Annotated in this window: 19 protein-coding genes and 2 tRNA genes; 4 read left to right on the top strand and 17 right to left on the bottom strand. The window is 53.4% G+C overall.

The genetic code is table 11. The annotated features are described in order from the left end of the window. The first annotated feature begins 28 nt into the window (after positions 1-28). Positions 29-1,243: a pyridoxal phosphate-dependent aminotransferase gene (locus HMPREF3107_RS10235; RefSeq protein WP_070455221.1), complete on the top strand. Its 1,215-nt coding sequence runs from the start codon at positions 29-31 to the stop codon at positions 1,241-1,243. Between the two features lie 92 nt (positions 1,244-1,335). On the opposite strand, the gene cysI is transcribed toward HMPREF3107_RS10235, so the two are convergent. Further along, positions 1,336-3,105, bottom strand: coding sequence for an assimilatory sulfite reductase (NADPH) hemoprotein subunit (gene cysI, locus HMPREF3107_RS10230; protein WP_070455220.1), 1,770 nt, complete (start codon positions 3,103-3,105; stop codon positions 1,336-1,338). A gap of 215 nt (positions 3,106-3,320) precedes the next feature. Between cysI and secA the strand changes: the two genes are divergently transcribed. Then, positions 3,321-6,086, top strand: a complete 2,766-nt coding sequence (gene secA, locus HMPREF3107_RS10225) for a preprotein translocase subunit SecA (RefSeq protein WP_070455219.1) — start codon at positions 3,321-3,323, stop codon at positions 6,084-6,086. 380 nt (positions 6,087-6,466) lie between these two features. Here secA and HMPREF3107_RS10220 read toward each other — a convergent pair whose 3' ends face one another. The 14 genes from HMPREF3107_RS10220 to hda all read right to left on the bottom strand — a co-directional run bounded on the left by HMPREF3107_RS10220 (position 6,467) and on the right by hda (position 15,363). Further along, the gene (locus HMPREF3107_RS10220; protein WP_049250299.1) at positions 6,467-7,039 is read right to left on the bottom strand and encodes a 50S ribosomal protein L25/general stress protein Ctc; all 573 of its coding nucleotides are present in this window, start codon (positions 7,037-7,039) and stop codon (positions 6,467-6,469) included. An 89-nt stretch (positions 7,040-7,128) separates the two neighbouring features. Continuing rightward, a complete protein-coding gene (locus HMPREF3107_RS10215) occupies positions 7,129-8,115 on the bottom strand; it encodes a ribose-phosphate pyrophosphokinase (RefSeq protein ID WP_141742877.1) in 987 nt (328 codons plus the stop codon). 185 nt (positions 8,116-8,300) lie between these two features. Continuing rightward, positions 8,301-8,377 (bottom strand) — tRNA-Gln (locus HMPREF3107_RS10210). 15 nt (positions 8,378-8,392) lie between these two features. Next, positions 8,393-8,469 (bottom strand) — tRNA-Gln (locus HMPREF3107_RS10205). Between the two features lie 12 nt (positions 8,470-8,481). Continuing rightward, positions 8,482-9,330 carry a 4-(cytidine 5'-diphospho)-2-C-methyl-D-erythritol kinase gene (gene ispE / locus HMPREF3107_RS10200; RefSeq protein ID WP_070455217.1) on the bottom strand — a complete coding sequence of 283 codons (849 nt, stop codon included), beginning with the start codon at positions 9,328-9,330 and terminating at the stop codon, positions 8,482-8,484. 2 nt (positions 9,331-9,332) lie between these two features. Then, the gene (locus tag HMPREF3107_RS10195) at positions 9,333-9,917 is read right to left on the bottom strand and encodes an outer membrane lipoprotein LolB (RefSeq protein WP_070455216.1); all 585 of its coding nucleotides are present in this window, start codon (positions 9,915-9,917) and stop codon (positions 9,333-9,335) included. A gap of 85 nt (positions 9,918-10,002) precedes the next feature. Next, on the bottom strand, positions 10,003-11,028 hold the full coding sequence (locus HMPREF3107_RS10190) for a hypothetical protein (RefSeq protein WP_070455215.1): 1,026 nt from the start codon (positions 11,026-11,028) through the stop codon (positions 10,003-10,005). A gap of 87 nt (positions 11,029-11,115) precedes the next feature. Beyond that, a complete protein-coding gene (locus HMPREF3107_RS10185; protein ID WP_070455214.1) occupies positions 11,116-11,481 on the bottom strand; it encodes a VOC family protein in 366 nt (121 codons plus the stop codon). Positions 11,482-11,565: 84 nt separating this feature from the next. Beyond that, positions 11,566-12,060: a hypothetical protein gene (locus tag HMPREF3107_RS10180; RefSeq protein WP_070455213.1), complete on the bottom strand. Its 495-nt coding sequence runs from the start codon at positions 12,058-12,060 to the stop codon at positions 11,566-11,568. Between the two features lie 146 nt (positions 12,061-12,206). Continuing rightward, positions 12,207-12,914 carry a tRNA (guanosine(46)-N7)-methyltransferase TrmB gene (trmB, locus tag HMPREF3107_RS10175; RefSeq protein WP_070455212.1) on the bottom strand — a complete coding sequence of 236 codons (708 nt, stop codon included), beginning with the start codon at positions 12,912-12,914 and terminating at the stop codon, positions 12,207-12,209. 69 nt (positions 12,915-12,983) lie between these two features. After that, entirely contained in the window at positions 12,984-13,367 is a 384-nt protein-coding gene (gene panD, locus HMPREF3107_RS10170) for an aspartate 1-decarboxylase (RefSeq protein WP_040666462.1), read from the bottom strand. A gap of 324 nt (positions 13,368-13,691) precedes the next feature. After that, positions 13,692-14,015 (bottom strand): divalent-cation tolerance protein CutA, encoded by a 324-nt coding sequence (gene cutA / locus HMPREF3107_RS10165; protein ID WP_003775110.1) that lies wholly within the window; start codon positions 14,013-14,015, stop codon positions 13,692-13,694. 14 nt (positions 14,016-14,029) lie between these two features. Continuing rightward, positions 14,030-14,698 carry a histidinol-phosphatase gene (locus HMPREF3107_RS10160; RefSeq protein WP_070455211.1) on the bottom strand — a complete coding sequence of 223 codons (669 nt, stop codon included), beginning with the start codon at positions 14,696-14,698 and terminating at the stop codon, positions 14,030-14,032. Beyond that, positions 14,695-15,363: a DnaA regulatory inactivator Hda gene (hda, locus tag HMPREF3107_RS10155; RefSeq protein WP_070455210.1), complete on the bottom strand. Its 669-nt coding sequence runs from the start codon at positions 15,361-15,363 to the stop codon at positions 14,695-14,697. The genes HMPREF3107_RS10160 and hda overlap by 4 nt, the downstream gene beginning before the upstream one ends. 173 nt (positions 15,364-15,536) lie before the next feature. On the opposite strand from hda, the gene HMPREF3107_RS10150 reads away from it, so the two are divergent. Continuing rightward, positions 15,537-16,184, top strand: coding sequence for a DedA family protein (locus HMPREF3107_RS10150; RefSeq protein WP_070455209.1), 648 nt, complete (start codon positions 15,537-15,539; stop codon positions 16,182-16,184). 127 nt (positions 16,185-16,311) lie between these two features. On the opposite strand, the gene HMPREF3107_RS10145 is transcribed toward HMPREF3107_RS10150, so the two are convergent. Continuing rightward, the gene (locus tag HMPREF3107_RS10145; RefSeq protein ID WP_070455208.1) at positions 16,312-16,521 is read right to left on the bottom strand and encodes a heavy-metal-associated domain-containing protein; all 210 of its coding nucleotides are present in this window, start codon (positions 16,519-16,521) and stop codon (positions 16,312-16,314) included. Positions 16,522-16,792: 271 nt separating this feature from the next. Further along, positions 16,793-17,515: an SDR family NAD(P)-dependent oxidoreductase gene (locus tag HMPREF3107_RS10140; RefSeq protein ID WP_070455207.1), complete on the bottom strand. Its 723-nt coding sequence runs from the start codon at positions 17,513-17,515 to the stop codon at positions 16,793-16,795. Positions 17,516-17,577: 62 nt separating this feature from the next. Between HMPREF3107_RS10140 and coaBC the strand changes: the two genes are divergently transcribed. Then, the gene (gene coaBC, locus HMPREF3107_RS10135; protein WP_070455206.1) at positions 17,578-18,765 is read left to right on the top strand and encodes a bifunctional phosphopantothenoylcysteine decarboxylase/phosphopantothenate--cysteine ligase CoaBC; all 1,188 of its coding nucleotides are present in this window, start codon (positions 17,578-17,580) and stop codon (positions 18,763-18,765) included. The last annotated feature ends 64 nt before the right edge of the window (positions 18,766-18,829 follow it).

The following is an 18,829-nucleotide window of genomic DNA, read 5'->3' as shown; positions in this document are numbered from 1 at the left end:
TGCCCGCAAATCTTCACGGAACACAACAATGGATAAATTCAGCAAATCCGCCAAACTCGACCACGTCTGTTACGACATCCGCGGCCCCGTACACAAAAAAGCCCTTCAACTTGAAGAAGAAGGCCACAAAATCCTCAAACTCAACATCGGCAACCCCGCCCCCTTCGGCTTCGAAGCACCCGACGAAATCTTGGTGGACGTTATCCGCAACCTGCCGACCTCGCAAGGCTACTGCGATTCCAAAGGCCTTTACTCCGCCCGCAAGGCCATCGTCCACTACTACCAAACCAAAGGCCTGCGCGACATCACGGTAAACGACGTTTACATCGGCAACGGCGTGTCCGAGCTGATTACCATGTCCATGCAGGCACTTTTAAACGACGGCGACGAAATCCTGATTCCCGCGCCCGACTATCCGCTGTGGACGGCTGCCGCCACCTTGGCGGGCGGTACGGTACGCCATTATCTGTGCGACGAAGAAAACGGCTGGTTCCCCGACCTTGCCGACATGGAAGCCAAAATCACGCCCAAAACCAAAGCCATCGTCGTCATCAACCCCAACAACCCCACCGGCGCGGTGTACAGCAAAGAAATCCTGCTCGAAATCGCCGAGTTGGCGCGCAAACACGGCCTGATTATCTTCGCCGACGAAATCTACGACAAAATCCTCTACGACGGCGCGGTACACCACCACATCGCCGCCCTCGCCCCCGACCTGCTGACCATCACCTTCAACGGCCTCTCCAAAGCCTACCGCGTGGCCGGATTCCGCCAAGGCTGGATGGTGCTCAACGGCCCGAAACACCACGCCAAAGGCTATATCGAAGGCCTCGACATGCTCGCCTCCATGCGCCTGTGCGCCACCACGCCGATGCAGCACGCGATTCAGACGGCCTTGGGCGGTTATCAAAGCATCAACGAACTGATCCTGCCCGGCGGCCGCCTGCTCGAACAGCGCAACAAAGCCTACGAACTGATCACCCAAATCCCCGGTATTTCCTGCGTCAAACCGATGGGCGCGATGTATATGTTCCCGAAAATCGACACCGAAATGTACAACATCCATGACGACATGAAATTCGTCTACGACCTTTTGGTGCAGGAAAAAGTATTGCTGGTGCACGGCACGGGCTTCAACTGGGTCAAACCCGACCACTTCCGCATCGTTACGCTGGCCTACAGCCACCAAATCGAAGAAGCCATCGGCAAACTGGAACGTTTCCTGAAACATTACCGCCAATAAGGCGCAACACCAAGAGGCCGTCTGAAAGCATTTGCAGCTTTCAGACGGCCTCTTTTTTTATTCAGGCTGTTTCCAGGCAGTTTCAGCCCGGTTTATGCCGACCAAAAATCGCGCGGCGCATCCAACACAGGTTTCACCATGCCGGTGCGCACGGCAAAATCGCCGAAGCCCTCGTCTTTCAGACGGCCTTTCGCCCACGCCCCTATCCAATCATCCAAAATCTGCAGGATTTCCGGCTCGGTGATGTTTTCCTTAAACAAACGCGGAATGCGCGTGCCTTCGCGGTTGCCGCCCGCATACAGGTTGTAGCGGCCGACCGCCTTGCCCACCAGCCCGACTTCCGACAGCATGGTACGACCGCAGCCGTTCGGGCAGCCGTTCACACGCAACACAATGTGTTCTTCCGACAGGCCGTGTTTCGCCATCAGGCCGTCCACATGGTCGATAAACGCCGGCAGGAAGCGTTCGGCTTCGGCCATGGCCAGCGGGCAGGTCGGCAGCGCGACGCAGGCCATGCTGTTTTCGCGCTGGCGGGTTACGCCGTCGCTAATCAGCCCGTATTCGCGGGCAAGGGCTTCGATTTTGGCCTTGTCGCGGGCGGAAACGCCGGCCACAATCAGGTTTTGGTTGGCGGTCAGGCGGAAGTCGCCCTTGTGGATTTTGGCGATTTCGCGCATACCCGTTTTCAGCGGGCAGTTCGGTGTATCGGTGATGCGGCCGTTTTCGATAAACAGCGTCAAATGCCATTTTTTGTCTTCGCCCTGCACCCAGCCGATGCGGTCTCCGCGCGTGGTGAATTCATAAGGGCGTATCGGCTGAAACTTCGCCCCCATGCGGTTTTCCACTTCTTGGACAAATACATCGAAGCCGACGCGTTCGATGGTGTAGCGGGTTTTGGCGTTTTTGCGGTCGCTGCGGTTGCCCCAGTCGCGCTGCACGGAAACCACGGCGGCGGCGCAATCCAATACTTTTTCCAAACCGATAAAGCCGAATTCGCGGGCGGTGTTGGGGTAGGTTTTGAGGTTGCCGTGTTCGATGGACAAGCCGCCGCCGACCAGCACGTTGAATCCGGCCAGCCTGCCGTTTTCTTCGATGGCGACGAAGTTCAAATCGTTGGCGTGCAAATCGACGTCGTTATGCGGCGGGATGACAACCGTGGTTTTGAATTTGCGCGGCAGGTAGTTTCCGCCCAAAACCGGTTCGGCCGCGTCGCCGCTTTTCACGGCTTCGGGCAGCGGGGCGTTGCCGGTGTTTTCGGTGGATTCGACTTTTTCGCCGTCCAGCCAGATTTCGGCATAGGCGCGGGTTTTCGGCAGCAGGTGTTCGCTGATTTTTTTCGCCCATTCGTGCGCTTCCTTGTGCAGCCCGCTTTCAATCGGGTTGCTGGTGCATAAGACGTTGCGGTTCACGTCGCCCGCCGTGGCGATGGTGTCCAATCCCAGCTTGTTCAACCATTGGTGCACGGCTTTGATGTCGGGTTTGAGCACGCCGTGGTATTGGAAGGTCTGGCGGTTGGTCAGACGGATGGAGTTGTAGAGGGTGTGGCTGTCGGCAAACTCGTCTATGCCCAGCCACTGCTTGGGTGTAATCACACCGCCGGGCAGGCGGCAGCGTATCATGACGTTTTTCAAGCCTTCCAATTTTTGCTCGTTGCGTTCGGCGCGGATGTCGCGGTTGTCCTGTTCGTACATGCCGTGAAAGCGGATAAGTTGGAAGTTGTCGCCGTTGAAGCCGCCTGTCAGGCCGTCGTTCAGGTCTTCGGCAATCGTGCCACGCAGGTGGCGGCTCTGGCCTTTGAGCCTTTCGTTGTCGGCAAGCGGGGTATCGGGGAGTTTGGCGCGCGGGTCGGCTGTGGTACTCATGGTGTTCCTTGTAATCGTGCTGGTTCGGAATGCCGCCACTGTAATCAGGCCGTCTGAAAAAAGGAAAGAATGCTTGTTTGTAAGCAAAGACGAGTTGGTTATAAAAAGGCCGTCTGAAAAATATGATTCCTGACGTACTTATTGCTTTCAGACGGCCTGTGTTAGAATATGCCGTTATCGCTTGCAAAAAGCCCTATTAGGTTCAGGAATCAAATATGCTCACTCAATTAGCTAAAAAAGTATTCGGCAGCCGCAATGACCGGCTGTTGAAACAATATCGAAAAACAGTAGAGAAAATCAATGCGTTGGAAGCCGAAATGCAGGCTTTGGATGATGCCGCGCTACAGGCCAAAACAGCCGAATTCAAACAGCGCATCGCCGACGGAGCCGATTTGGACAGCATTCTGCCGGAAGCGTTTGCCGTCTGCCGCGAAGCATCCAAACGCGTTTTGGGTATGCGTCACTTTGATGTCCAACTGATCGGCGGCATGGTGCTGCACTACGGCAAAATCGCCGAAATGCGTACCGGTGAGGGAAAAACGCTGGTTGCCACCCTGCCCGTATACCTCAATGCCCTGTCCGGCGACGGCGTACACGTCGTTACCGTCAACGACTACCTTGCCCAACGTGATGCGGCTACGATGGAGCCGTTGTATAACTTCCTCGGGCTGCAAGTAGGCGTGATTATCAGCGATCTTGAGCCTTTCCACCGTCAGAATGCGTATGCTGCCGATATTACCTACGGCACAAACAATGAATTCGGCTTCGATTACCTGCGCGACAATATGGTTGCCGACCAATACGACAAAGTGCAGCGGGAGTTGAACTTTGCCGTAGTGGACGAAGTGGACTCCATTTTGATTGACGAAGCCCGTACGCCTTTGATTATTTCCGGTCAGGCAGATGACAACGTCCAACTTTACCAAATAATGAATCAAGTGCCGCCCCAACTGTTCCGCCAAGAAAGCGAAGAAGGCGAAGGCGATTATTGGGTGGACGAAAAAAACCACAACGTCATCTTAAGCGAAGCCGGACACGAACATGCAGAAGAAATTCTGACTAAAATAGGTCTGCTGCAAGAAGGCGATTCGCTTTATTCCGTCAGCAATATTTCCCTGATGCACCATTTGATGGCCTCACTGCGGGCTCACACCCTCTTCCATAAAGATCAGCATTATGTGATTCAAGACGGCGAAATCGTAATTGTCGATGAGTTTACCGGCAGGCTGATGTCCGGCCGCCGCTGGTCCGACGGTCTCCATCAGGCAGTAGAAGCAAAAGAAGGCGTTGAAATCAAACGTGAAAACCAAACCTTGGCTTCAATCACCTTCCAAAACTATTTCCGCCTCTATAAAAAACTGTCCGGCATGACCGGTACCGCCGATACGGAAGCATTTGAATTCCAAAGCATCTACAACCTCGAAACCGTTATCATCCCGACCAACCGACCGATACAACGTAAAGATTTCAACGATCAGATTTTCCGCTCGGCTGAAGAAAAATACGAGGCTGTGGTTAAAGATATTGCAGAATGCTACAAACGTGGACAACCGGTTTTAGTGGGTACGACCAGCATCGAAAATTCAGAATTGGTTTCCCATTTGCTGAATCAGCAAGGCATCCCCCACAATGTCTTAAACGCAAAAGAGCACCAACGCGAAGCCCTCATTGTGGCCCAAGCCGGTAAAGTCGGCGCGATTACCGTTGCCACCAATATGGCCGGACGCGGTACCGACATCGTACTTGGAGGTAACGTCAAACATCAGGCAGATGCCATCCGTGTCGATGAAAACCTGAGCGAAGAAGAAAAAGCAGCACGTATCGCCGAACTGGAAAACGGCTGGCAGGAAGAGCACGACAAAGTCATGGAAGCAGGCGGTCTGCATATCATAGGCACAGAACGTCATGAAAGCCGCCGTATCGATAACCAGCTGCGCGGACGCGCCGGTCGTCAGGGCGACCCTGGTTCCAGCCGTTTCTACCTTTCATTCGAAGATCCTCTATTGCGCCTGTTCGCCCTAGATCGTGCTGCCGCCATCCTCAATCGTTTGGCGCCGGAACGCGGTGTAGCCATTGAGGCAGGCATGTTGACCCGCCAAATCGAAGGCGCACAACGAAAAGTAGAAGGCCGAAACTTCGATATGCGCAAACAAGTGTTGGAATATGATGATGTTGCCAATGACCAGCGCAAAGTAATCTATTTCCAACGCAACGACATTCTCTCCAACCCAAATATCAGCAATCTGGCGAAAGAATTCCGGCGTGAAACCATCTATTCCTTAGTAGACAACTACATGCCGGCAGACAGCATGGAAGAACAATGGGACTTGCCCGCACTGGAGGCGCAATTAGCCAGTGATTTCCGTTTAAATGTCGATATTCAAGGTTGGCTGAAAGAAGACAACACTCTTGATAACCAAGATATTAAAGAACGTTTATTGGCGCAAGTAGATCAGGAATATGCCGAAAAAACCGAATTAGTGGGCGATATAAACATGCAGGGATTCGAACGCAACGTAATGCTGCAAGTGATCGATACACAATGGCGCGAACATCTCTCCGCTATGGATTACCTACGCCAAGGTATCCACTTGCGCGGCTATGCCCAAAAGAATCCCAAACAGGAATACAAGCGCGAAGCATTTGAAATGTTCCAAAACTTATGGAGCAATATCAAACATCAAATTGCCTCACTGCTTATTTCGGTACAAATACAGATGAACGAAAATGTTGTGGAAGAAAGTGAGCCTGAGAATTTGGATAATCTTAATACTCATGCCTTCCAGGCTGATGCGCCGAATATGGAGGAAATCCTGTCACAATCTCAGAGTGAACTGGTATCTGAAGCCTTTGATCCAAATGATGATGAAAACTATACCCCAGAGGCATTAACAGCACGCGGCTTAATTGTTCATCGTAACGATCCCTGTCCCTGTGGCAGTGGCTTGAGATATAAACAATGCCACGGAAAATTGGCTTGATATAGAACTGTATAAAATAAAAACCGATAGAGAAAAATCATCTCTATCGGTTTTTATTTAGACTATTGTAGGAAATAGTCGCGTTGTTTACACTTTTTCTACGGCGGACAACTTTTATTTTTGCTTGAATGATTTTTAAGCAGCTATCTGTCATTATCAAGAACAAAGCGGGTTTCCCGTGTCTATCGACATTCTTGACAATGCCGAATAGCTGCTCAAACGGGTCTTCAAGCAAAAGCCGAAAGTGTAAACAACGCTGTTGATTTCCACAGATGGTTAGGATAATTACTCAGAAGTAAATCAATTTATTGTAATCACTGAATATAGAAAAATCCCGCTTATTGAAAACGGGAATTTCCTAAATAACAAACAATGTCCATTTAGCCTTTTTTACCAGTTACCGTAGCAACAGCTAAGTTTGAATTACGTTTCAATGCTACACTGCTCACACCTTCAGGATACTGAATATCAGACAGATGCAGGATATCACCTGCTACGACTTGTGCACAATCCAACTCCAAAGCAGCAGGGATATTTTTAGGATCAACAATTACTTCCACACCTGTAGTTAGCAGAGACACTCGGCCGCTTTGCAACTTCACTGCTTTAGATTGTTCTGCATTAACCACATGAATAGGCAAACGAATTTTTAAAGGTTTATTCAAATCAACCACTTGAAGATCAAGGTGTTGAATTTGCTGACGGAATGGATGAACTTGGAAATCACGCACAATCACATCATGAGTTTTACCGTTCAATGCCAATTTAATCAAACTAGTATGGAAAGATTCTTTTTCCAAAGCATAGAACACGGTTTTATGATCCAAAGCAATCGCAACTGCTTCCTGATCCTCACCGTACAATACAGCAGGAACTTGACCTTCGCGACGCAGGCGGCGGCTCGCACCAGTGCCTTGGGCTTCGCGAACGGTAGCTTGTAATTCATAAGACATAATTAAATCCTTTTAGGTAAAAAATTAAACCGCCTTACACCGCGACCAGTTTCAGACGGCGTTGATTCAGGCCTGATATTCCAACAGACCTACGGCAGTAACATACCACCGTTTGTCAGCACATCTTCGTTAAAAAGATATGAGACAGATTCTTCATTACTAATACGACGCACTGTCTCTGCCAGCAGACCTGCAATAGATACTTGGCGGATACGGACGCAATTCTGTGCAGCCTCTGATAAAGGAATTGTATCGGTAACAACAACTTGATCAATATCAGATGAAGCTATACGGGAGACTGCCTCTCCAGAAAAAACCGGATGGGTTGCATATGCCAAGACACGGGAAGCGCCACGCTCTTTCAAAGCAGAGGCCGCCTTACACAAAGTATTGGCCGTATCAATCATGTCGTCTACAATCAGGCAAGTCCTATCCTGGATTTCACCAATTACATTCATCACTTCCGCCACATTGGCTTTAGGGCGACGTTTATCAATAATGGCTAAATCGGCATTTAGGGCTTTTGCCATGGCTCGGGCGCGTACGACACCGCCAATATCCGGGCTGACTACCGTCAAATTTTCTATTTGCTGACGCTGCACATCATTCAGCAAAATCGGCGTTGCATAAATGTTATCAACAGGGATATCAAAGAAGCCCTGAATCTGATCCGCATGCAAATCAACAGTTAAAACCCTGTCAATTCCTGCGGAATACAACATATTGGCTACTAATTTTGCAGAAATCGGTACGCGAGCCGAACGCGGCCTACGATCCTGACGCGCATAACCGAAGTAAGGAATGGCGGCTGTAATACGCCCTGCCGAAGCACGCTTCAAGGCATCGGCCATTGCCAAAACTTCCATTAAATTATCATTGGTTGGCGCACAAGTAGGCTGCAGAATAAAAACATCGCGGCCTCGCACATTTTCCAACAGCTCAATCGCAACCTCGCCGTCTGAAAATTTACTGACTGATGCATTGCCGATTGAAATATCGAGATGTTTTACCACATTGGCCGCCAACTTCGGGTTGGCATTACCGGTAAAAACCATCAAACTGTCGTATGCTGCCATATCTTCCTCACATGGAATGGGTTTATTTGCGTCATATTTAGGAAACATCGCGGGGGCTTCCTTGGTTGCTTGGCGTTCTCAGACGGCATTATACGCATGTGGCGAAATCCAGCCAAACAAAAAATAACACAAGTATTCTGCAGACGGATAAATAAAAGCGTGCGATAAAATCACACGCTTTTATTTGGCTGGGGATGTAGGACTCGAACCTACGCATGCCGGATTCAGAATCCGGTGCCTTAACCAACTTGGCGAATCCCCAAAGTTCAGTTATGTTTGGCTGGGGATGTAGGATTCGAACCTACGAATGCCGGAATCAAAATCCGGTGCCTTAACCAACTTGGCGAATCCCCAACTATCCACGGTTTATATCAAACCATATAAAGGATGCTGCTGCAACCCTTGAACCAAACGGCTTTGATATTTGCTTGAAACCTTACTGTATACAATCTGAGCATCTTTATAGTTATGGAAAGTTAAAAATAGACAAGCTCCAGAGCCTGTCATCATCACCTGACCAAACTGCTGCAAATCTTTATAAATTTGCATTATCTCAAGGTATACCTGCAAAACCACAGCCTGCATATCATTTCTGAATGGCTGCAAATTTGCGAAAGTCGGCATTATGCAGACCACCGAATCCCTTGTCAAGTCTTTGTGCGAAAAAATTGCGGCAGTAGAAACATGCACAGGCGGTTTAACCACAATATACCATTGCTGCGGCACGTTTATTTCCGTCAATTTCTCCCCTATCCCTTTGGCAAAAGCATTTTTACCAAACAGGAAAAAAGGAACATCGGCACCTAATCCGACTCCGATATTGATCAACTGTTGCCGGGTCAGACCGCATTGCCACCAACGGTTGAGGACCAATAATACCGTAGCCGCATCGGAACTGCCGCCACCCAACCCGCCGCCGCTGGGAATCTGCTTATCCAAACGTATGTCCACACCCTGTTCCGTTTTCCGATACGGCAGCAAGGCTTCGGCGGCACGGTAGGCAAGGTCTTTCTCCTGCGGCAGACCATCTGTGGGGTTTTGCAACACAATCAGGCCGTCCGAACGCGGAGTAAGGTAAACGGTGTCTTGCCAGTCAATCAGGCAGAATATGCTTTCCAAATTATGGTAACCGTCAGCGCGTCGGCCTGTAATGCGTAAATCAAGATTCAGCTTGGCGGGGGCAGGAAATGCTTGTGTGTATTCCGAAATCGGCATGATTATCCTCTGGCGGCGCATTGTGTAGGCGTGTCCGCACCGTTTTCAGACGGCATCACGCTGTCAAACACCAATCTCAACGACAATTGTTCATTGCGCAAAGCCAACACCCTGACGCTGCCGTCTTCCTGTGTTTGGCGGCTGATGTTCCATCCGGCCTGCTGCAAATCACCTTCCGCCGTCAAACTGTGCGGCAAGTCCGCCGCCCACTGCCCCCGCATCCATACGTCAAGGTATTCCAGCGGCAGTGCAAAGCCGAGCAACTTCTGACTCAGCTGGCGGACATCCGGCGCGGTAAACCGTTCTCCTTTGGCATTGACGGCCAACACGCCCTGCGAATCGCGACAAATCTGCCCCAAGGTATTACCCAGCGGGGTATTGACATTGATGGTCTGCACACCGTTCTGCCTGTTCCAATCGAAATTGGCATATGAACCTTTGCCCTCGTACTGTACGGCCAAGCGTCCGTCGGCGGAAAAATCAGCACCTTCATCTTGCGGCCGCCAGTTCGTCTGCCTGACCGGCGTACTGAGGCAGCCCGCCAGCAGCAATGCGGCGGCGCAAGAAAAAAGTAATTTCGTCTTCATTCACTTACTCCTACAAAAAGGCCGTCTGAAAAACCGTCCTTCCAACAGTCCGGCTTTCTATTTTCAGACGGCCTGAACGGACGGCTTATACGCCTTCCGGTTCGGCTGAATACAGCGTGGAATCAAAATGTTTCCGCCGGTATTCGTTGACGGCTTTTTTCGCCTGGTCGTAATTCAATGTTTCCGTCAAAACAACTAATTTGGCAGTATCGCCGTCAGGCCTCTGCTTGACAATCTTTTGTCTGGCGGCCTGATAATCGCGTCCATACGTCCCATTTTCACCATTTGCCCCGTCATCGGCGGCGGACAAGAGGCGCGTACCGTCATCACTGTAAGTCGGCGTATTATCCAATCCGAACAACAACATATTCTGATAAAACAGATACTCGTCAAAAGCCTTGCGGCTCAACCTGCTGCCCGGATGGCGTTGCAGGAAATCCTCCCATTCCATCACGCGCTCGGCCAATTCCTGCCATGAAATAGAAAGGGCGGCATCGTTCGTGGCCAGCTCCTTATCCTGTCGCGCCTCGATTTCGAGAAAGCGGCGGGTATCCGGACTGACGGCGGTTCCGAACAATTTCAAATAATAATCCGCCTTCGGCCGCACGATTGCCGTACATTCGCCGACATCCCAATATTCCAATCCGACGGCAGACATTTTCCGCTGCAATGTCTTGAGTGCCTCCGTTTCCTCCAATTTTCCCGCCTTTTCGACCCAATATTGTTCGCTGCAGAAGTTGTCTAAAACCGTGCTTTCCTGATTATTGATTTTAACCAGCAAACCGCTTTCAGACGGCCTGTTTTCATTGTAGGTAGTCAGCAGCGCGACATATTCGTCGTACAAATTATCGGCCTGCTTCGGCGAGGCTGAGGCCAACTCCCGTTTGATGCGTTCGGTATGCCATTCAAACTGTTTCAGCAAATCTGCGGGCATCGGTTCTTCTTCAACCTGTATGGTTTCGGTCGATGCCGCTGAGGCCATGGACGCTGCGGCAGGTGCGGGCTCGGAAACGGCGGAGGCGGCAACGGATGCGGCCGGCGGCGGGGTATCGTCCTGCCTGCCGCAGGCGGCAAACAATAAAGGCAGGCATATCAATAATAGTCTTTGCATGGCTTATATCGGTTTTGCGGAAAATATTGATTGAAGCATAACAAGGCCGTCTGAAAACGGCAGACGTTTTCAGACGGCCTTTCCATATCAGCGGCTGTGCAGGCCGATACGGTTGCCTTCGCTGTCTTCAACAAAGGCGGCATAGCCGTTGGCAATCGGGAATTTGTCCTGCAACAGGCGGCCGCCGGCCGCCACGGCGGCGCGAGCGGTTTCCGCACAATCGGTACAATTGAAAAATACGGTGGTGCCGCCATAACCCGGCACGGCACCGCCGTCGCTCCACAACATGCCGCTGACCCCGTATTTCGCCCAGTCGGCACCGAAAATCATAAAGCGCATCCCACCTCCGCCTACTTCCTGCAGCGTTCCTCCGAATACGGTTTCATAGAATTTTTTTGCACGGTCCAAATCTGCGGCGTGAATGCCGAACCAGCTTACCGGATTGCCTGTCATATCGTACTCCTTTGCAAGTTGTAAAAAGGCCGTCTGAAAATACGGCATGCAGTACAACGTAGTATTTTCAGACGGCCTCAAAGTTTATTTGTTCAGTTTTTTAGTGGCGGCACTGTCCACTTTGCAATCTTTGAACAGGATGGTTTGGTCGCCTTTTGGCAATCCGCCGTCCAATTTGCTGGCCTGCATCAGGATTTTACCGTTGGCTTTGGTCAATGTGTCGGGTGAGGCTTTGTCGGTAATCCAAGTCAGGCCTTCGCCGTAATAGCTGTTCTGCTTTTTGCCGTTGGTGTCGTTCATCACGCGCCACAAACCGGGGGTAACCTGATCGCCGACTTTAATCTGCACGACGGCGGTTTCGCCGTCTTTGATGCCGTACATGGCGTTCACGTTGCGTTTGCCCTGCTGGCTGTCGCATACATAAGCCACTTCTACCCTTTTGTCCAAACTGCCGACTTCGGCCTGCATCAGAATCGGGGTATTGTCGGGTATTGAGGCGGCGGCTTTTTTACCGTCGGCGGCATGGGAGAGGGTGGCGGCCAGCAGCAAGGCTGCGGCGGAAATCAACTTGATTTGCATAACATATCTCCTGTTGGTGGATTGTTGATGGATGACAAACGAAGCGCGTATTGTAAAGTATGTTGTGTCAGTAAAATACCGTTTTGTGTAAAGACGGGTGTATTTTCAGACGGCCTTTTGCCATTTGAACGGCAAAACGCCGTTTGTCAGCGTTTGACGAATACCAAATCCCATACGCCGTGCCCCAGCCGTTTGCCGCGCGCTTCGAATTTGGTTTCGGGGCGGTAAGCGGGCGTGGGGGCGTAGGTTTCGGCGGTATTTTGTAATGCTTCGGGGAAACCGTTTAAGACTTCGAGCATCTGCTGCGCGTATTCTTCCCAGTCGGTCGCCAAGTGGATGTAGCCTCCGCTTTTGAGTTTGGGCAGCAGTTTGGCCACGAAGGGGGCTTGTATCAGGCGGCGTTTGTTGTGGCGTTTTTTGTGCCAAGGGTCGGGAAAGAAGATGTGTATGCCGTCCAGACTGCCGTCCGCCAGCATGTTTTCAACAACTTCCACCGCGTCGTGGCGCATCACGCGTATGTTGGCAATGTGTTGTTCGTCTATCAGTTTGAGCAGGTTGCCGACGCCCGGCCCGTGTACGTCGATGGCGAGAAAGTCGTCATCGGGCAGGCGGCGGGCGATTTCGGCGGTGGCCGTCCCCATGCCGAAGCCGATTTCGAGTATTTTCCGGTTGCTGCGGCCGAAGGCTTGGTTCAGGTCGGCAGGCGTTTCCTGATAATCCAGACCGAATTGCGGCCACAGGGTGTCGATGGCGCGCTGCTGGGCGGCGGTCATGTGGCTTTGGCGCAGGACGTAGCTGCGGATGCTGCGGTGGTGCTGTGTGTCTTGGTTTGCTTCGGGGATTTGGTCGGTCATGGTCGGCTTCCGTTGCAAGGCCGTCTGAAAGGGAGGTTTTCGGTTTTCAGACGGCCTGCGGCGTTTGGTTTAAAGGACGGTATGCGGCGGTTCGTAATGGATGATGTCGCGGATTTTGTTGTGTTCGTCCACCAGTACGACTTTGGGTTGGTGGGCGGCGATTTCGGGTTCGGACAGCATGACGTAGGACATGATGATGACGATGTCGCCCTTCTGCACCAGCCGTGCCGCCGCTCCGTTCAGGCAGACCGTGCCGCTGCCGCGTTCGCCAGCGATGGTATAGGTTTCCAGCCGCGCGCCGTTGTTGTTGTTTACGATAGCGACTTTTTCATTAACGCAGATGCCTGCGGCATCCATCAGGTCGGGGTCTATGGTGATGCTGCCGACGTAGTTCAGGTCGGCTTCGGTTACGGTGGCGCGGTGGATTTTGCCGCCGAGCAGGGTTCGGAACATGTGTTTTCCTTTGATGTTGCGAGTCATGTTTTCAGACGGCCTTTTAGGGAAAGGAGGCCGTCTGAAAAGGCAAAAGGCAAAAGGCAAAAGGCAAAAGGCAGGCATTTTCGATGAAATGTTTCGGCCAAGTCAAATTTTACGGCCGGATATTCCGTGCCGGCCGCCAATCCGACAACAGCTTTTCCGCCCGTTTCAAACGTTGCCCGTATCGCTCCGCCATACAGGATTCGTACACATTCCCTCTGCAATCTTTGCCTTCGGCATGCGGCGACGCACAGACGGAGCACGCCGGCACGGCAAAACGGACGGATTGGATATTCATCGTCAGGCTCCCAATTGCGCCTCCATCCAGCGCAAGTAGGCGCGCAAACCACGCTGTATCGGCTGCATGACGATTTGCGGGCAGTCATAACCGTTGTGGGCCAGAATGATTTTTTCCACCGCCGAATAATGGCGGCGCGCGCTTTTGATGACGACGCGGACTTCCGCGCTGCGGCAGAGTTCGCCCTGCCAGACATATTCGCTGACGATGTCTTCGTATTGCACGCAGGCGGCCAGTTTGCGCTCCAACAGGGCGCGGCCTATCCGTTCGGCTTCTTCGCGGCCTGCGGCAGTTGTGATGATGACGACGGGTTTGAATGCGGGCATTTTCAGACGGCCTTTTATTTGAAATTCAACACCGGCCAGCCCTTTTCCAAGGCTTCGCGCAGCAGTTCGGCATCGGGATTGACCGCCACCGGCTCGTCCACCGCGCGCAAAAGCGGCAAATCGTTTTTCGAATCGCTGTAAAAATACACCTTGCCGTAGTCGCCCAAATCCTTGCCGCGTGCGGCCAGCCATTGGTGCAGGCGTGTGATTTTTCCTTCCTTCAGGCTGGGGATGCCGGTGTAATTGCCGGTGTAGTTGCCGTCCGCGTCTGTTTCGAGCCGGGTGCCGATAACATTATCGATGCCGAAAATCTTGCAGATGGGCGTGATGATGAACTCATTGGTGGACGAAATAACCAGCAGTTCGTCCCCCGCCGCGCGGTGGCCTTCCACCAGCATCCTGGCCATATCCGAGATATGCGGTGCGATAAATTCGGCGGTAAACTCGCAGTGCATTTCGTCCAACTCTTCGCGGCTGAAACGCGCCAACGGTGCGAGGTGGAATTTCAAAAAGGCATCGATGTCCAAACAGCCGGCCTGATAGTCGCGGTAGAACTTCTCGTTCTGCCGTTCCGTCTCTTCGGCATCGACCAAACCCTTTTTAATCAAATATTGCGGCCAGGCATGGTCGGAATCCGTGTTAATCAGCGTATTGTCCAAATCGAAAACGGCTAAATTGGTCATGGTGTGTCCTGTTGTTTCAAAAGCTGGCGCAAAAGCGGCAGGGTGATGCGGCGGCGGGTGGTGGCGGCATAATGGCAGAGGGTGTCGAGCATCTGCACCAGGCTGTCCATATCCCGCCGCCAATACGTCAGCAGGTAACGGAAAATTTCCGGCTCCAAAGCCAACTGGCGCGCACCGGCCATGCCGACAAGCGCGTCTATCTTTTCTTCATCGCTCAAGGGTTTGATGTCGTATACCAGACAATAGCCCATGCGGGTGCGCAAATCTTCGCGTACGGTGAGCTGTTGCGGCGGTACGTCGGCGGAAAGCAGCAGCCTGCCCCGCACGCCGTTGCGGAAACGGTTGAAGATTTCAAACAGCAACGCCTGTTCGTTGGCTTGGAGCCTGTCCGCACCGTCGACCGCCAGATATTCGGCGGACAAGGCGGTTTCGTCCAGCGGCACGGTTTCGGCATCGATATAAACGGCATGACGCCCCTGCTCCCGCGCCTGCGCCACCCATGCCTTGAGCAGGTGGCTTTTGCCCGACCCGCGTTGCCCCCAAACATAGACAAACTGATCCTGCGCCTGTTGCAGCACATAAATCAGTTCGCGGTTGGCGGTGCCGAGGAATTTGTCGAAGCCCGGATAATCGCTGCGTGCGAAGTCAAAAATCAGTTGGTTCACGGCATTTTGCTGCCCGAAGGGAAAACAGTGCGATTGTATCGGTTTTCAGCCTGAGGGCAAACCGTGCCACCGTTGCCGCTGCGGCAAACCGCCTGTTTTCAGACGGCCTGTCATTTCCGCCGCCGCTCGGTTACAATCCGCGCTCTTTTGGCCGCACTCAAGGAAAACACAACGTGCTTCAAACTGTTATCGACTTCATCCTCCACATCGACCGCCATCTGGCCGAATTGTCCCTGCAATACGGCGTTTGGATTTACGTCATCCTGTTTCTGATTGTATTCTGCGAAACCGGCCTGGTGGTTACGCCCTTCCTGCCGGGCGATTCGCTGCTCTTTGCCGCCGGCGGCATTGCGGCCGTGGGTGGCATGAACATTCATTTGATGGTCGCGGTGCTGATTGCGGCGGCTATCCTCGGCGACGCGGCCAATTTCACCATAGGGAAATACTTCGGCGCGCGGCTGTTTTCCAATTCCGATTCGAAAATCTTCCGCCAAAGCCATTTGGCCAAAACCCATGCCTTCTACGAAAAATACGGCGGCAAAACCATCATCATCGCCCGCTTCGTACCCATCGTCCGCACCTTCGCGCCGTTTGTCGCCGGCATGGCCGACATGCACTACGGCCGCTTTATCCGCTACAACATCATCGGTGCGATAGCCTGGGTCGCCCTCTTCGCCTATGCGGGCTATTTCTTCGCCAACACCAAAATCGTCAAAGAAAACCTCAGCCTCGTGCTGGCGGCGATTATCGTATTGTCCGTCCTGCCCGCCGTGGTGGAAATCGTCTGCGCGAAACGGGCGACCAAAAAACAAAACGGCTGATGCCTTTCAGACGGCCTTTCCGTTTACGGCGGACAGATACTGCAAAGAGGCCGTCTGAAAACTTTGTCCCAAAGAGGGAAACGGTTTTTTAGACGGCCTCTTCTTCCTTGACAGGCGGGCTACGGCATCACAATGCGGCGTCGAAGCCGCCGTCTTCCACGGCCTCAATCAGCGCGGCCGCACCCGTTTTGGTGGGGTCGAACTCAATCAGCGCGCTTTTTCCTTCCAGGCTGACTTCGGCCTTCGCCACGCCTTCCACGCCTTCCAAAATGCGGGTAACGCTTTTGACGCAGCCGCCGCAAGTCATGCCCTCGATATTGAGCGTAAGGGTTTCCATAAAATTTCCTTTTTCTGACAAAAAATACGGTTATTGAAACACGCACCATCCGGCGGATACGCGCCGAACCGGCCTTCAAACGGGCGACTTTATCATCATGGGAACAACCGCCGCACGGAGCAAGGCAGGCCGCCACTATACCCCTTTATCGGCAATGACGGTCAAGACGATTGAAACAGGCCGTCTGAAAACAGGTGTCGGCGCAACCGGGCAAACAGGCAAAATCCGCCGGACAAACCAAATCGGACAAACCAGTTCCCCGACCCGCAGCCTAAACATCACGCACATCGGCCAACGGTTTGCCGCCGAAGTCTTCCGCCTCGATCATGGCTGCAATTTTGGCGGCGGTATCGGCGGCGGATTGCAGCTTCGCACCGTCTTTCAGCGCGCGGAAACGCGGCTGCAACGGAAAGTCCCGACAATCGGCGTTGCGGATTTCCCTCTGCATTTCGGTATCGACCACGCCCGGGGCGATGCAGGTAATCGAAAAGGCCGGATGCCCTTCCGCCGCCGCACACAAGGCATGGCGGTCCAACGCCGCCTTGCCCGCGCCGTACACGCTCCAACCGGCATACTCCCTGCGTCCGGCACCGCTACCGATATGGACGATTTTCAAATGCACGCCGTCCGGCCGCGCGGACAACAGATAATCCGACAACAGCAGCGGCGCGGTAACGTTCAGCGCGACGGCACGGACGATTTCAGACGGCCCCTGCCGCCCGAGCAGCGCATTGGGTGCGGTCGTCCCCGCATTGTTGATCAGCAGCAATTCGTCCGCATCGCGGATAAAATCCGCCAAGAGGCCGTCTGAAAGCTTTTGCGCCAGCAAACCGGCATCGGACAAATCCAATTCGGCCTGAAACAGGTTTTCAGACGGCCTCAAATCCGCCCTGCCCCGCGCCAAACCGAACACCGCCCAACCGGCGCGCAGATAATGTTCCGCCAACGCATAACCCAAACCGCGGCTATGCCCGCTGATAACGGCCTTACGCATAAACCACTTCCCAAATTACGATACAATGCACGCCATTTTACGCGCAAACGGAAAACCGATTTATGAAAAAACACATTTTGCTCGGCATCAGCGGCGGCATCGCGGCCTACAAATCCTGCGAACTGGTGCGCCTGCTGAAAAAACAGGGACACGAAGTCAGCGTGGCCATGAGCCGTGCGGCGGCGGAATTCGTCACCCCGCTGACCTTTCAGGCACTCAGCGGCCGCCCCGTTTTGAGCGAAACCCATCAGGCCGGGGACGGCAACGGCATGGCGCACATCAACCTCACCCGCGAGGCCGACGTTTTCCTGATTGCACCCGCCTCGGCCAACACGCTGGCGAAAATCGCCAACGGCATCGCCGACAACCTCTTGACCAACCTCGCCGCCGCACGCAAATGCCCGTTGGCCGTCGCACCCGCCATGAATGTCGAAATGTGGCGCAACCCGGCCAACCAACGCAACATCGCGCAACTGCTTTCAGACGGCATCACCGTCTTCCCGCCCGCAGACGGCGAGCAGGCCTGCGGCGAAACGGGTACCGGCCGGATGCCCGAAGCGGCGGAACTGGCCGACCTGCTGCCCGATTTGTGGACGGAAAAAAGCCTGTCCGGCAAGCGCGTGTTGATTACACTGGGCGCGACCTTCGAAGCCATCGACCCCGTGCGCGGCATCACCAACCTGTCCAGCGGGCAGATGGGTGCGGCTTTGGCGCGCGCCTGCCGCGCGGCGGGTGCGGACGTATCGCTGGTTTGCGGACAGGTGCAAACCGCCCTGCCCGCCGGCATGGGCGAAACAGTCCGCGTTTTGGGCGCGGAGGAAATGTACGGCGCAGTCATGCGGCGCGTGCAGGATTGCGACGTATTCATTTCCGTTGCCGCCGTCGCCGACTACAAAGTATCGAACGCCTCCGGGCAAAAATTGAAAAAAGACGGCAGCGGCCGTCCGCCCGTCATCGAACTGGCGGAAAACCCTGACATCCTCGCATCCGTAGCCGCCCTGCCGGATGCGCCGTTCTGCGTCGGCTTTGCCGCCGAAAGCGAACGGGTGTTGGAATACGCCCGCGCCAAACGCATCAGGAAAAACATTCCGCTGATTGCCGCCAACGACGTTTCGGTCGCCATGGGCAAAGCGTCGAACCAAATCACCCTTATCGACGACGCGGGCGAAACCGCCCTGCCCCTCTGCGGCAAAGACGAAACCGCCGCTGCCATCGTCCGCCGCATTGCCGAACTGCTGCCCGCCCGCTGATGCGGTGCCGTTTATCCCGCGTCATCCGCAAAAAGGCCGTCTGAAACATATCTTTCAGACGGCC

The sequence above is a fragment of the Neisseria sp. HMSC31F04 genome (assembly GCF_001807735.1).
GTDB lineage: Bacteria > Pseudomonadota > Gammaproteobacteria > Burkholderiales > Neisseriaceae > Neisseria > Neisseria elongata.
This window is presented reverse-complemented; position numbering and strand designations above follow the sequence as displayed.